Source organism: Amycolatopsis sp. FU40 (assembly GCF_021903635.1).
Taxonomy (GTDB): Bacteria; Actinomycetota; Actinomycetes; order Mycobacteriales; family Pseudonocardiaceae; genus Amycolatopsis; species Amycolatopsis dendrobii.
Genome location: NZ_CP091381.1, coordinates 4,898,970 through 4,911,982, shown reverse-complemented (window position 1 = coordinate 4,911,982; position 13,013 = coordinate 4,898,970). Strand labels below are relative to the sequence as shown.

11 protein-coding genes and 1 rRNA gene are annotated in these 13,013 nt (G+C 69.3%); 7 read left to right on the top strand and 5 right to left on the bottom strand.

What is annotated here, in order from left to right:
• The first annotated feature begins 34 nt into the window (after window positions 1–34).
• Window positions 35–151, top strand: a 5S ribosomal RNA gene (gene rrf / locus L3Q65_RS23475).
• A 112-nt stretch (window positions 152–263) separates the two neighbouring features.
• Here the strand turns inward: rrf and cobF are convergent.
• On the bottom strand, window positions 264–1,025 hold the full coding sequence (gene cobF / locus L3Q65_RS23470; RefSeq protein WP_182893947.1) for a precorrin-6A synthase (deacetylating): 762 nt from the start codon (window positions 1,023–1,025) through the stop codon (window positions 264–266).
• A gap of 114 nt (window positions 1,026–1,139) precedes the next feature.
• Here cobF and L3Q65_RS23465 point away from each other — a divergent pair, with 114 nt between their 5' ends.
• A complete protein-coding gene (locus L3Q65_RS23465) occupies window positions 1,140–1,346 on the top strand; it encodes a heavy-metal-associated domain-containing protein (protein WP_182893948.1) in 207 nt (68 codons plus the stop codon).
• Window positions 1,347–1,357: 11 nt separating this feature from the next.
• On the top strand, window positions 1,358–3,589 hold the full coding sequence (locus L3Q65_RS23460; RefSeq protein ID WP_237600812.1) for a cation-translocating P-type ATPase: 2,232 nt from the start codon (window positions 1,358–1,360) through the stop codon (window positions 3,587–3,589).
• 817 nt (window positions 3,590–4,406) lie between these two features.
• On the opposite strand, the gene L3Q65_RS23455 is transcribed toward L3Q65_RS23460, so the two are convergent.
• The 3 genes from L3Q65_RS23455 to L3Q65_RS23445 form a co-directional block, all read right to left on the bottom strand.
• Window positions 4,407–4,688 carry a metal-sensitive transcriptional regulator gene (locus L3Q65_RS23455; protein ID WP_009081418.1) on the bottom strand — a complete coding sequence of 94 codons (282 nt, stop codon included), beginning with the start codon at window positions 4,686–4,688 and terminating at the stop codon, window positions 4,407–4,409.
• A gap of 530 nt (window positions 4,689–5,218) precedes the next feature.
• Window positions 5,219–6,037, bottom strand: coding sequence for a DivIVA domain-containing protein (locus tag L3Q65_RS23450; protein WP_237600811.1), 819 nt, complete (start codon window positions 6,035–6,037; stop codon window positions 5,219–5,221).
• A 118-nt stretch (window positions 6,038–6,155) separates the two neighbouring features.
• Complete coding sequence (locus tag L3Q65_RS23445) at window positions 6,156–6,875, bottom strand: MgtC/SapB family protein (RefSeq protein ID WP_134663171.1); 720 nt, start codon at window positions 6,873–6,875, stop codon at window positions 6,156–6,158.
• Window positions 6,876–6,958: 83 nt separating this feature from the next.
• Between L3Q65_RS23445 and L3Q65_RS23440 the strand changes: the two genes are divergently transcribed.
• Window positions 6,959–7,579, top strand: coding sequence for an L-threonylcarbamoyladenylate synthase (locus L3Q65_RS23440; protein ID WP_237600810.1), 621 nt, complete (start codon window positions 6,959–6,961; stop codon window positions 7,577–7,579).
• 848 nt (window positions 7,580–8,427) lie between these two features.
• Here L3Q65_RS23440 and L3Q65_RS23435 read toward each other — a convergent pair.
• Complete coding sequence (locus tag L3Q65_RS23435) at window positions 8,428–9,975, bottom strand: FAD-dependent monooxygenase (protein ID WP_182894323.1); 1,548 nt, start codon at window positions 9,973–9,975, stop codon at window positions 8,428–8,430.
• Between the two features lie 131 nt (window positions 9,976–10,106).
• Here L3Q65_RS23435 and L3Q65_RS23430 point away from each other — a divergent pair, with 131 nt between their 5' ends.
• From L3Q65_RS23430 to L3Q65_RS23420, 3 genes are read left to right on the top strand one after another with little or no spacing between them, the layout of a single operon-like run.
• Window positions 10,107–11,054, top strand: a complete 948-nt coding sequence (locus L3Q65_RS23430; RefSeq protein WP_237600809.1) for a TetR/AcrR family transcriptional regulator — start codon at window positions 10,107–10,109, stop codon at window positions 11,052–11,054.
• A gap of 35 nt (window positions 11,055–11,089) precedes the next feature.
• Window positions 11,090–11,473, top strand: a complete 384-nt coding sequence (locus L3Q65_RS23425; RefSeq protein WP_182893952.1) for a YciI family protein — start codon at window positions 11,090–11,092, stop codon at window positions 11,471–11,473.
• On the top strand, window positions 11,473–12,717 hold the full coding sequence (locus L3Q65_RS23420; protein ID WP_182893953.1) for an RNA polymerase sigma factor: 1,245 nt from the start codon (window positions 11,473–11,475) through the stop codon (window positions 12,715–12,717). The genes L3Q65_RS23425 and L3Q65_RS23420 overlap by 1 nt, the downstream gene beginning before the upstream one ends.
• Window positions 12,718–13,013 lie beyond the last annotated feature (296 nt).

The following is a 13,013-nucleotide window of genomic DNA, read 5'->3' as shown; positions in this document are numbered from 1 at the left end:
ACTCATGTGGCGGGTGTGTGTTGTTTCGGAGTGTTTCGGTGGTTTTAGCGTCAGGGAAACGCCCGGTCCCATTCCGAACCCGGAAGCTAAGCCTGACTGCGCCGATGGTACTGCAACCGAAGGGTTGTGGGAGAGTAGGACACCGCCGAACTTACCTTAGAAAAGGGGGCGGGGCCCCGGTTGAGAACCTGAGAAGGTTTTCCCGGAGCCCCGCCCTTTTTTCATGCCCAAAAACGGCAGGCCGTGAAGACGGCCCGCCGCTCTCATTCCGGCCGGCGCAGCAAATACGTGTCCATGATCCACCCGTGCCGCTCCCGAGCCGCGGCCCGCGTCTCCCGGATCTTGGCCGCCAACGCATCGTCCAACGGTCCGGACAGCAAAATCTCGTCCGGAGTCCCCACGTACGCACCCCAATAGATCCACAGCCCCTGGTTCGCGTACTGATCGAATGTCATGTGCGCGTCGAGCAACACGAAGACGTCGTCAGCGTCACTGGGCCAACCCTCGGCCAACCGGCGACCGGTCGTGAGCTGCACGGCACGGCCGATCTGATTCATTGTCGTGCGATGCCGAGCCACCAACGCCGAGATGCTGCTGATCCCCGGCACGACCTCGTAATCGAACGCCACGTTCCCGCGCGCCAGCACGGCCTCGATCAACGCGATGGTGCTGTCGTACAGCGCCGGATCGCCCCAGACGAGGAACGCCCCGGTCTCGCCGTCCGCCAGCTCGTCGCGGATCAGCCGCTCGTAGACGTCGGTGCGGAGCTGATGCCAGTCGGCGACCGCGGTGCGGTAGTCGGCGGGCTTCCGGTCGCGGTCCGGGTCCTTCGCGCTCACCACGCGATACCCCGGTCGGCTCACGAACCTCTCCAGTATCTCCTGCCGCAGCTGCACCAGGTCGGCCTTCGCGCTGCCCTTGTCGAGCACGAAGAACACGTCGACGCGATTGAGCCGGTCGACAGCCTGCACCGTGAGGTGTTCCGGGTCGCCGGCGCCGATTCCGATCGCGTAGATCTTCCGCATCCGTGCAGTCTCTCCCGGCGGGTAACCGGGTTCACGACAGGGTCCCCTGGCATGCCGCTACCCCCTAGGGGTATAAAGGAGACGGAAGCAGAGAGCACGATAGGGAGTGTGGCGATGACCGAAACGACTTACACCGTCAAGGGCATGACGTGCGGGCACTGCGTCGGATCGGTGAAAGAGGAGGTAGGCGGCCTGGCCGGGGTGCAGACGGTCGACGTCGACCTCGCCACCGGCGCCGTGAAGGTCACCAGTGCGGAGCCGATCTCGCGCGAGGCCGTCGAGGCCGCCGTCGCCGAGGCCGGTTACCAGGTCGTCGCGTAAAAAGGAGTGACATGAGCACCACGACACCAGCCCCCGTGCAGTCAGTCGAGCTCGCCATCGGCGGGATGACCTGCGCGTCGTGCGCTGCTCGGGTCGAACGGAAGCTCAACAAGGTCGACGGCGTCACCGCGAGCGTCAACTACGCGACCGAGAAGGCGCACGTCGAATACCCCTCCACCGTTTCGGTCGACGAACTGGTGGGCGTCGTCGAAGCGACCGGTTACACCGCGCAAGCGCCGGAACCGGAGAAGCCGGAAGAACCCGAGCAGGACGAGACGCGGCCGCTGCGGGACCGGCTGCTATACTCGGCGATCCTCACCGTCCCGGTCATCGTGCTGGCGATGGTCCCCGCACTGCAGTTCACGAACTGGCAGTGGCTGTCGCTCACGCTCGCCGCGCCGGTCGTGGTCTGGGGCGCATGGCCGTTCCACCGCGCCGCCTGGACCAACCTCCGGCACGGCGCCGCGACGATGGACACACTGATTTCGCTCGGCGTTTCGGCCGCCACACTGTGGTCGCTGTACGCGCTGTTCTTCGGCATGGCGGGCATGCCGGGCCTGCGGCACGGCTTCGAGTTCAGCGTGTCCGCGGGATCGGGAACCGACAACATCTACCTCGAGGTCGCGGCGGGCGTCACCACGTTCATCCTCGCCGGCCGCTACTTCGAAGCAAGGTCCAAGCGTCGCTCCGGCGCCGCGCTGCGGGCTCTGCTCGAACTCGGCGCGAAGGACGTCACAGTCCTGCGCGACGGTCGCGAGCAGCGGATCCCGGTCGACCAGCTCCGGGTCGGGGACACGTTCGTGGTGCGCCCTGGCGAGAAGATCGCCACGGACGGCGTGGTTACCGACGGTGGCTCCGCGGTCGACGTCAGCATGATTACCGGGGAATCCGTCCCGGTCGAGGTCGCAGTGGGCGACGGCGTGACGGGCGCGACGGTGAACGTCGGCGGCCGGATCACAGTGCGCGCGACCCGGGTCGGCGCGGACACGCAGCTCGCGCAGATGGCCCGGCTCGTCGAGGAAGCGCAGAACGGCAAGGCCGCGGTCCAGCGGCTGGCCGACCGCGTCTCGGCAGTGTTCGTGCCGATCGTGCTGGTGCTGGCCCTGGGCACGCTCATCACCTGGTTGCTGACCAGCGGAAACGCTACCGAGGCGTTCACCGCGGCGGTAGCCGTGCTGATCATCGCCTGCCCGTGTGCACTGGGCCTCGCGACCCCGACCGCCCTGCTGGTCGGCACCGGCCGCGGCGCGCAACTCGGGATCCTCATCAAGGGCCCGAAGGTGCTCGAATCCACTCGCCGGGTCGACACCGTGGTGCTCGACAAGACCGGAACCGTCACGACCGGGCGAATGAGCCTGGTGGACGTCCACGTCGGGGAGGGCGTCACGGAGCGCGAGCTGCTGCGCTACGCCGGGGCCGTCGAGCATGCTTCAGAGCACCCGATCGCGAAGGCAATCGCAGACGGCGCCCGCGAGCGAGTCAGCGACCTCCCGTCGGCGACGGAGTTCCGGAACACCGAGGGCCTGGGCGTCTCCGGCCTGGTAGAAGGCGCGGCCGTCCTGGCCGGCCGCGCGGCCTTCCTGGCCGACTGGAGCGTCAAGATCGACGACCAACTCTCCTCGGCCAAAACCGCAGCAGAAGAACGAGGTGCGACTGCGGTCTTCGTCGCCTGGGACGGCGTCGCACGAGGTGTGCTGGTAGTCGCGGACACGATCAAGCCGACGTCCGCACAAGCCGTCGCCGAACTCCGGTCGCTGGGCCTGAAGCCGGTGCTGCTGACCGGCGACAACGCAGGCGCCGCGCGAGCGATCGCCGACGCCGCGGGCATCACCGAGGTGGTCGCCGAGGTGCTGCCCGAGGAAAAGGTGGCCGTGGTGAAGCGCCTGCAATCCGAAGGCCGAGTGGTGGCGATGGTCGGCGACGGAGTCAACGACGCGGCCGCACTCGCCCAAGCCGACCTCGGCCTGGCCATGGGCACCGGAACGGACGCAGCTATCGAGGCGGGCGACCTGACCCTCGTCCGAGGGGACCTGCGCGCCGCGGTAGACGCGATCCGCCTGGCTCGGCGCACGCTGGGCACGATCAAGGGAAACCTGTTCTGGGCGTTCGCCTACAACGTCGCAGCACTGCCGCTGGCAGCGTTCGGCCTGCTCAACCCCATGATCGCAGGCGCGGCGATGGCCTTCTCGTCCGTGTTCGTGGTGTCGAACAGCCTTCGACTGAGGCGGTTCCGGGCAGCCTGATGTGCCCTGGATAGGGCTGGCGGTCCCGGTCGGCTGGATGCGACCGGGACCGCCAGCCGGTTCTACGGTCCTGTGCCGCGTGATGTGTCTGGGGACGGGCTGTCGGCTACGGCGGTCCTGCGCCGCGCGATGTGGCTGGGGACGGGGCCTTCGGCTACGGCGGTTCCGCGCCGCGCGATGTGCTTGAAGCCGGGCCAGCGACTGTGGCAGCTCCGATCGGCTTGATTTGCCTGGGACCGGCCAGTGGTTTCCGCGGTTGCGGCCGCTGACCCTGTCCAGGGGCGGGCCAGCGGCCGCGACGGTCCCGCGCGGCTCGTTATGCCTGGGACCGGCGAGGGTTCCCGCGGTTCCGGGCCGCTTGATCTGCCCGGAACCGGCAAGCGGTTGTGACGGTCCCGGGCGGTTGGAGATGCGAGGACGGGCCAGCGAATGCGGAGGTCCTGGGCGCTTCATTCGCCGAGGGATCGGTCAGCGGCCGCGACGGTTCCGGTCGGCTCGCTCTAACGGCGACGGGCCAGCGGCGGAAGTTCCCGCTGCTGGCCCGTTTTCGCGGTCTGCCCTTGGTGCTGGCCTGCTTGGATATCCGAGATGATCGGCCCGGCGCGGCAGCCTCGCTGGCTCGGGCTGCGGCACCAGCCGGGAACTACCTCAGAAACGACCCTCATCGGGCAACCGCGTGTCGGATCCTCTCGCGTCCCTTCGCGTGGATCTCTTGCCCATACTTCTGCGCACCGGGATTCCGCCGGCGGCGAAGCGTTTCGATGCTCCCCGCACGGGAAGAAACACCGTGCTGGGGCCGCGCACAGGGGAAACTACGTTACGAACGCACCAGCCGGGCAATCGCGTCCGAGGCCTCGCGCACTTTCAGGTCCGCTTCCTCCCCGCCCGCGGCCGCTGCCTGGACGACGCAAGTCGCCAGGTGCTCGTCGAGCAACTCCAGCGAGAAGGACTGCAGCGCCTTCGTCGCCGCGGACACCTGCGTCAGGATGTCGATGCAGTACTTGTCCTCCTCGACCATGCGCTGCAGGCCGCGGATCTGCCCCTCGATCCGGCGAAGGCGCTTGAGGTAGGCCTCTCGTTCACTGCCGTAGCCGGTCATCGCACATCGGTCCTTTTTCTCGGCGTCCCCGTTGGTTCATTGCCCAGTATACCCACCCGGCGTATCTGGGGCCGGTGTTCGGCCAGTGGCGGCGACCTCAGCGACTTCGCTCAGCACCGAGGTCCGGCGTTGGTTCGGCATGGGTTGACGGCTTCCTCCATCGACAGCCACCAGCACGGACAACGAGGCGGTCGCGGTCGGGAGGTCTGCGCTTCGCGGCGGTTGCCCGCTGCGCAGACTGCCCACCGTACGCGGCGCTGGTCTTCAACCGGTCGGGACGACGTCGGTGGCCTCGGTGAGTGCGGAGGTCCAGCGTTCGGTTCGGTACCAGCTGCGCCTCGGGGACAGTCGGTCAGGCGGTAGGGGGCGGCTTCGGTTCGGCAGCAACTCGGCGTTCGCGGGCGATTGCCGAGTTGACGCGCCCGTGCCGGGGGCAGTGGGCGGCCGAGGTCACGCCGGTTCGGCATGAGCTCGGCGTTCGCGGTGGTTGCCCGCGGAGCAGACGTGCCTGCCGCCTCCAGGGCCGGTGTTCAGCCCGTAGGGGTGGGGGAAGCTTCGGTGAGCGCGGAGGTTCGTCGCTGATTCGGCACCGGCGTGCCGTCCGGGGCGAGGTCGGCGTTCGCGGTCGCCAGCAGTTCGCGGGCTCCGCGCAGTGCGGCCTTCACCCGTTGCTGGACGGCTGTGAGTTCGGCGACCCGCTGTTCGGCGTCGGCGACGATGCGGGTGGCGTGGTCCGTGGCTTGGCGGATGTGCGCGTCGGCTTCGGCGCGGGCGGCGGCGGTGCGGTCGGCGATTTCGCGGAGTGCGTCAGTGCGGCGGTCGGCCAAGGTGCGGGTGAGGTGTTCTTCGAGCCGGCGGCGTTCCTTCGCCGCCGCTTCGTCCGCGGCTCGGCGTTCTTCGACTGCGCGGCGCAGCAGATCTTCGTGTTCTCGCCGCTGTTGCTCGCGATCCGCGGCGACAGCTTCGACGAGCGCGCGTTCCTTTTCGGTGAGGCGGACGGCTTCTGCCTTGGCGTCAGCGATGATCCGCGCGGCGGTGTCCTCGGCGCGGGCGGTGATCTCCGCGGCTTCCTCGCGCGTCAGCTCGACCATCCGGCGCGAGCGTTCCTGCAATGCGTCCGGCTCGATGGGGGTGCGGCTGATCCGGTCGACCGTCGCGCGCAGTTCGCGGTTGCGCTCGGCGAGTTCGGCCGCTTGGCGTGCCGCGGCGTCGCGTTCCGCGGCGAGGCGCTGGAATTCCGCCTCGACCCACGTGACGAATTCTTCGACCTGGCCGCGCTGATAGCCGCGCCAAGCCGAGTCGAAGGACGGCCGGACGGCCAAGAGGTCCTCGCCACCGCCGGGGGCCATGCTCTCACCTCCCATTTGGATGGTTTCTCCTCGGCGCTCGTTTTTCTTGCCGCGCCGGGGTTTCCGCACTGCCTCCAGTGTGCCTGAAGTCCGGCGATCCGTGGGAGCCTGGGGCGGGTCAATCTTCGAGCGGATCTTCGGTGCCCGTCGCAGTGCTTCGCACGCCGGGCAATTCGGCCAGTTCCGCGGTGAGGTCGGCAAGATCGCCGCGCCCCTGCAACAGCAATGTGACGACCGCGATCCGTTGCCCCTCTTCGGAAACTGTCTCGCGATCGACCGCCACCCGGTGGACGGCCCAGCCCCGATCGGTGCAAGCCGCGAGCACGGCCCGCAGTACGCCGTGCCCGTCGTTATAGCTCAACCGGAGGATCGGCGGCTGCCGCCGATGGCGTGCGACGAACCGGGAAAGCGGCGGGAATCCGCGAGTGATCACGACGAGCCCGGCAGTGGTCGCGACGGCCAGCACCGGCAGCCCGGCGCCGCACGCGACTCCGACGGCCGCCGCGAGCCAGACGGTCGCCGCGGTCGTGAGGCCGCGCACCGCGTCGCGGCGCACGAAGATCAGCCCGCCGCCGACGAACCCGATGCCGGACACGATCTGCGCGGCGATCCGCGACGGGTCGAGCGCCACGTGCTCGATGCCGAGCAAATCGGCGAAACCGTATTTCGACACCAGCATGAAGACCGCCGACCCGACGCCGACCAGCGTGTGCGTGCGCAGGCCGGCTTGTTTGTTGCCGACCTCGCGCTCGATGCCGATCACCGTGCTCAGCAGCAGGGCGAGCAGCACCGGCGGCAGCAGTTCCCACTGTTCGCCGGTGGACCAGAGAGCATGCACGGACGTACCTCCTCGCCCGTCACTGTGCCCGGCCCGCGGAGAGCCCGCGCGCCCGGCCCGGCGAGCACGCCTAAGCTCGGGCAATGGCCCGCTACTTCGACGTGCACCCGCAGAACCCGCAGCGCCGCGCGCTCTCCCAGGTGGTCGACCTGCTGCGCGACGACGGGCTCATCGCCTACCCGACCGACTCGTGCTTCGCGCTCGGCTGCCGCATCGGCAACCAGCAGGGCATGGAACGGATCCGCACCATCCGCAAGCTCGACCACCGGCACCACTTCACGCTCGTCTGCCAGGACTTCGCGCAGCTCGGCCAGTTCGTGCACATCGACAACGCGGTGTTCCGGGCCATCAAGGCCAGCACACCTGGCGCGTACACGTTCATCCTCCCGGCGACGAAGGAAGTCCCGCGTCGGCTGCTGCACGCCAAGAAGAAGACCGTCGGCGTGCGGATCCCCGATCACGTGGTGACCCAGGAACTGCTCGGCGAACTGGGCGAGCCGATCCTGTCGAGCACGCTGCTGCTGCCCGATTCCGGCGAGCCCCTCACCCGGGGCTGGGAGATCAAGGAAGAACTCGACCACGTGCTGGACGCCGTCATCGACTCCGGCGACTGCGGCGTCGAGCCCACCACGGTGATCGACTTCTCCTCCGGCGAGGCGGAGGTCGTGCGGCACGGGGCGGGAGACCCGTCCCGGTTCGAGTGAGCGGGGTCGTCATCGGTTTTGTCTCCTCCTGACCGGGTTGTGTTCGATTCTGGTGCGGGCGGCGGTTCCGGGTCGCTCGGCGCGACGGCTGTTGATGCGGTTTTGCTCGATTCGACGGCTGCCTCAGACAGCTTCTTGACGTGACGGTTCTCGTCTCGACAGCTGCGGACATGAGCTGCCCGAACTGGCGAGGGCCGCTTGGATCGACCGCTCCGTGCGCGGAGCGAGCCGCTCGGCTCGGGAGGCTCGTCGGCGAGGGCGCGAGCGCATGTCATGCGCCGGTCGATCGCTGCTCCGACCTGCTGGCGGACACGAGCGCACACGCTGGCGCACGCCACTCGAAGTGCCGACTGCGTCAGGTCGGCGGACGACGGCGCAGGGCGCTGGTGGACCTCCTCCTCGTGCATGCTGCCGATGGTCGTCATCGCCCGAGACGCCGAGCACCGCCGACAGCGGCCATCACGACCTGCTCGCAGACCCAGCGTTCAAGGCGGCCGGCAGCCACTCCAGCGTCTCCGTCAGCGCTGGCCGTAGCGCCCTGGATTTCTCTCGCACGCGGAGCGTGCCGTTGGCGCGGGCCGCAGCGATCCTCGCTGTCATCGGCGGCAGCAGCTGCAGTCTTCTTCCGGTACGAGCCGCGGTAGGTGCGGGCTGGCACGGTGGCGCGGTTCGACCTGGTCAGGAGAAGCAGCGGCGGATCGCATCCGGTCAGGTGCCGAAGCGGGCTGGCAGGTACCGGCACCGGGGGTCCGTGCGCTCAGGTGTGTCCGGTCAATGCTCCTTTCTTGCGTCGAAGGTGTGGCAGATCCAGTGCGCGGGGCGGGCGAACCCGAGCACCGTCGAAGAGGTCACACGGGCGCCTCCGCGGAGGTGTTGAGCAGGCGCGGCAGGGCATCCGCGAGCGGGACCTCCGACGAGGAATGCCAGCCGACGATGGCGTCCGGCCGAAGCAGCAGCGCACCGTCCGCAGGCAGTTCCGTCTCGGCCAGCCACGCCTCGTCCGAGACGGAAACGAGGCGGAGGCCCAGCCGGCCGGCTTCGGCTGCCCACCGGGTGCTGTCCGGTCCGCAAAGCAATACGAAGCCAGGTACCGCCAAGTCCACTGTGGACGTCGAGGCGTCGAGCCAAGCGTGCGGCACCCGGGTGCCCGGGCGGCCGGCTGGGTCGTACCGGTCCTCCGGGGCGGGACCGCGTCCGTCCGGGACGAAGGCGCCGCGTTCGTACTGCACGCCGAACAACGCGGCGAGCGGGTCGATGCGCGGCGCGTCGTCGCTGGTGATCGAGGCGAGCATGGTGCCGAGATGGCCGCTGGCCATGCTGGAGAACTCCGCTGTCGCGTACCCGATCGGGTACCGCTCGGCGTGATAGGTGTCGAGCAGGGCGGGCGTCGCCGTGCCGGCCAATACCGCGGCGAGCTTCCAGGCGAGGTTGGCAACGTCCGCGATCGCGGTATTCGCGCCGGCGGCGGCCATCGGCGGCATCGCGTGCGCGGCGTCGCCGGCCAGGAAGACCCGCCCGGAGGAGAACCGGTCGGCGACGTACATCCCCGACTCCCAGTGCATCCGGCTGAGCACTTCGACCTCGAGGTCCGGCACGCCGACGACGGTGCGCAGCAATTCCCGCCAGCCGTCCTCGCCCAGGGAATCCGAACCGGGGAAGTCGGAGGTGGAGAAGAGCCACCGGTCGGTGCCGTTGACCGACACGAACGCGCCGGAGGCGGCCGGGTTTTCGATCCGGCACAGGTTGAACGGTTTGTCTCGGACGAGCTCGGCGAGGTCGGCGCGGAAGCAGACGTCGAGGTTGTCGGCCAGGTGCCCGTGCCCGCTGCGCGGAATCCCGAGCGCGGTGCGGATCGGACTGCGCGCGCCGTCCGCCGCGATCAGATAGTCGGCGCTGACCTGGTACGGCTCGCCGTCGGCCGGGCGCAGGTGGGCGGTGATCCCAGCATCGTCCTGTTCGAACGACACCAGCTCGGTGCCGAAGCGAACCGACACGCCCCGCTCGATCGCGGCCTGCCGCAGCACCGGTTCCAGCACGTCCTGCGGGCACAACACGCTTGGCGCTGGGCTGAGGTCGGGCATTTTGCCGTGTTGGACGAGCCGTTCGCGCAGGGTTTCGGTGACCTCCGGCCAGGTCGCGTCGGCCAGTGTGGTGCCGGAGAGCATTCCGGTGAACGACGCGAGCGGTGCGCTGGCTTGCTCGACCTGGTCCATGATGCCGAGCCAGCGGAACACCTCGGTGCTGCGCGGGTTGAACCGGCGTGCTTTCGGCTGCGGGGACGTGCCGGCGTGCTTCTCGACGAGCACCGGCGCTACTCCCTCGCGGTGCAGCAGCAGTGCCGCGGTGAGTCCGGCGATCCCTCCGCCGCAGATCAGAACAGGAATTCGGGCAGTCATCTCATAACCCCCAGGGTCGTGTACGTCGTACATCTTGTGTACGTTGTACATGACGATGTACTGTGTACGCAAGCGGGCTGGAGACAGGGAGATGAATGGGAGATCAAGGGCCGACACCGCCGATTTGGCTGTTGCCTGAGCCGCCGGAACGCGGATGGGGTCTCGGACGAGTCGACATCGTCAACGCGGCCGTGCGGCTGGCCGACCACGGCGGCGCGGAGGCGCTCACGATGCGGGCAGTGGCGAAGGAGCTGGGCGCGTCCACACCGATGTCGCTGTACCGCTACGTGCACAGCAAAGACGGTCTGGTGGACCTGATGCTGGACCTGGCGAACGCCGAGGTGCGCACCCCGGAAGTCCCGGGCGAGGACTGGCGGGGCGAACTGACGGCCGTCGCGGTCGACACGTGGGCGATGACGAAACGGCATCCGTGGTACGCGCGGCTCGTGCACCAGCGACCTCCGGCGGGGCCGAACGCGAGCCGGCGGACCGAGTTCGTGCTGGCGACGTTCGACCGGCTGGGCCAGGACCTCGCGTCGGCGCTCGGGTACGCGCGGCTGCTCGACGGGTACGTGACCGGTCAGGCGCTGCAGTGGGCGGAAGAGCGGGCGATGTGGCAGCGCAACGCGTTCGTCGACGTGGTGGACGTGCAGCGGCAGGCGCGGGCTTGGTTCGGCGACGTCGTGTCGGAGGACGGGCCGTATCCGTTGCTCGTCCGGGTGCTGGAGAGCTTTCTGGCGGAGCGGCACGACGCGGCGGGCGAGACCGATGAGACTGGTGAGGTCAGTGCGGACGGTGGTGGACCGGACGCCGAGCCGGACTCATCTGGCCGGGTGGCTGGCATGCAGGGCGCTCGGCCGGGTGCGGAAGCGGTCGGCGCCGGGCGGGTCGCCGAGGCGGACCGCGAGAGTGCCGCGGCTGGTCGGGCGGTCGGGTCAGACCAGGCGGTCTCGGGCCGGGCACCGGACGCGCACGCTGTCGCTGACGCGCGGAACGTGGCTGAGGCCGCGGCTGAGGACGCGCAGTTCGAGCTCGGCCTCGAATGTCTGCTGGACGGCATCGCCGCGCGGCTCCGCTAGGTTGGTCGCCTGGACCGGCTGCCGGGGAGGTCGACGTGAAGTTTCTGCTGACGATGCACATGAACCCCGAGGTATGGGAGGGACTGAGCGAGGAGACCCGACAGGAGGTGATGGACGGGCACGCTGACTTCATCGCCAAGATCCGCGCGTCCGGCGAGATGATCAACACGCAGGCGCTCGGCGGGCCGGAGGACAGCGCGGTCGTGCGGGTGCGCGGCGGGGTGCCTGCGGTCACCGACGGCCCGTACGCGGAGTCGAAGGAGTTCCTCGCCGGGTTCTACCTGGTCGACTGCGCGAGCCGCGACCGCGCGCTGGAGGTCGCCGCGATGATTCCCGACGCGGGGATCGACGGGCTCGGCATCGAGGTCCGGCCGGTCGTGTTCTTCGCTGACGCGGAAACCGAGTCCGGCCTCGGCTGATGGCGGACGTCGGCGAGCTGCTCCGGCCGCTCGTGCCGCAGGTGCTCGGGACTCTCGTGCGGCGGTACGGGCAGTTCGAGGCGTGCGAGGACGCGGTCCAGGAGGCGCTGGTCGCGGCGGTCGAGCAGTGGTCGGCAGGCGAGGTGCCGGACAACCCGCGCGCGTGGCTGCTCACGGTGGCGACGCGGCGGCTAACCGACCTATGGCGCAGCGAGAGCGCTCGGCGGCGGCGCGAAGAAACCGTTGCGGTGCAGGACGTCGCGCTGACCGCGGTCGTGCCCGGGCCTGAGGACGAGCAGGTGCCGGAACAGGACGACACGCTGACGTTGCTGTTCCTGTGCTGCCATCCGGCGGTTACGCCCAGCTCGCAGGTCGCGTTGACGCTGCGCGCGGTCGGCGGGCTGACGACGGCCGAGATAGCGCGCGCGTTCCTCGTGCCGGAAGGCACCATGGCGCGTCGGATCACGCGGGCGAAGGAAAGCGTCGCGGCGGCCGGGTCGGCCTTCACACCTCCGTCCGCCGAGGATTGGCCGGCTCGGCTGCAGGTTGTCTTGCATGTGCTGTACCTGATTTTCAACGAGGGATACACCGCGACGTCAGGCGAGGAATTGCACCGGGCAGAGTTGTCCGAGGAAGCGATCCGGCTGACCCGTGCCGTCCATGGGTTGCTTCCGGACGACGGCGAGGTCGCTGGACTGCTCGCGCTCATGCTGCTCACCGACGCGCGACGGCCGGCGCGCACCGGGCCCGACGGGGCGTTGACGCCGCTCGCCGAACAGGACCGTCGACAGTGGACGGTGCCGTTGATCGTCGAGGGCCTGGAATTGGTGAACCGGGTGCTGGGGCAAGGTCCGGTGGGGCCGTACCAGGTGCAAGCTGCCATCGCGGCGCTGCACGACCAGGCGGCAGGAACCGATTCCACTGACTGGGCGCAGATCCTGGAGTTGTACGGCCTGCTCGAACAACTCGCGCCCGGCCCTGTGACGACGCTCAACCGGGCGATCGCGGTCGCGATGGTTCACGGCCCGGAGAAAGCGCTGGCGCTGCTCGCCACCCTTGAGGACGACGCGCGCCTGAAACAGGGCCACCGGCTCGACGCGGTTCGTGCGCATCTGCTCGAACTCGCCGGCGATCCCGCAGGTGCGCACGAGCACTACCTGCGTGCGGCGAAACGGACGAGCAGCATGCCCGAACGCCGATATCTCCAGGCGAAGGCGGCGAAGTTCCTTCCGCGCGGAAAGTAAGCGGGTTGGCCGGTCTGGCGGGTTGGCCGGCTCGCGGGTCGGTCGGGCTGGTGGAGTGGTCGGCTGGCCGGTCTGGCGGGTTGCCTGGCCAGTTGGCGGGTGGAGCCTCAGACGGACGGTTAGTTCGGTGAGGAGCGGATTGACCGGCTGAGGTGACGGAAACCGCCCCTGCCAATGCCTCTCGCGCGTGGGCCGTGGGCGGTCGATCCGGCCGGGGAGGGTTGGCTGGGCGAGCCTTGTAGAGAGGGGCGGAGCGTGCCGGAGGACTCGGGGATTCCGGAACGGAACAGGCCGGG